Source organism: Paraprevotella xylaniphila YIT 11841 (genome assembly GCF_000205165.1).
GTDB lineage: Bacteria > Bacteroidota > Bacteroidia > Bacteroidales > Bacteroidaceae > Paraprevotella > Paraprevotella xylaniphila.
This window is the reverse complement of record NZ_GL883854.1, coordinates 1-846: the sequence shown is the minus strand read 5'-3', so window position 1 is coordinate 846 and position 846 is coordinate 1. Positions and strand designations below refer to the sequence as shown.

1 protein-coding gene is annotated in these 846 nt (G+C 44.1%); it reads left to right on the top strand.

What is annotated here, in order from left to right:
• Positions 1-462: 462 nt before the first annotated feature.
• Positions 463-846, top strand: a 384-nt coding sequence (locus HMPREF9442_RS16530) for a hypothetical protein (protein ID WP_009126113.1), incomplete at its 3' end; no start/stop codon positions are given.

Genomic DNA, 846 nt, shown 5'->3' with positions numbered 1-846 from the left:
GAAGTTACGAAAAGAGTGTAATTTATTGGAAATGAGCGTAGGTTAATTGCTCTTGATAGTAATAGGTTACGATTTAGTTAGTTATCTACTGCATTATCCTTCTGCGCGTTGCGTAACCTTCAAAGAACTCTTCGTATGCAAAAGTAGCTATTTAATTCGAGATTTTGATATAAACTCCCGTTTTTTATCCCCTCATTCATAAGAATTTTCCGTAAAAGCGGTATTGTCCGTCGGCACACCATTGCCCAAAACGAGTTTGGAACAAACGTGTGCCGACTACCGCATAGCTGGAGAAAAGGGCATTGCCTCACGCCTAAACGATGTTTAGACAGATGAAGCAATGCCCCTTTCTTTTGCGCCTATGCCAAGAGGTGCTTTTACGGGTTTTCAAATGATTTTTCTTTTTTCGCTGTCTCTTTTGCCGGAAGCGGAAAGTGAATGCAGAGTGTGTCAGCCTGCCCCATGAATGAAACAGGCGCCCACACACAGCCGGACAAACCGGGAAGAATGATTGTTGCCACCCGGCTGAACAAGTTCCGTCGGATCGGAAACAATCATACTTCCTTTGTTGTGGTTTGCCCTTTTCACGCTTCCGGTGATGTCTTTTTCCTTTTGGTGATTCTTTTTTTTACGGATTTTCCCCTGAAGTTTTTTTCTACACAATCTGCCTCTGTTTTCGTTTACCTCCATTTTGCGCCTTTCAGTAAGCCGCATCAGTCAGTCATTTTCGTTCTGGGCGCAAAGGTAATTCCGGGATTGGACGGGAAAGCAAGGTCAAGCCTCCTGTTTTCGGTAAAAATCTCCAGCCCTGCGGGTAGTATTTTGACCGAAAAACCTTGCATTCCC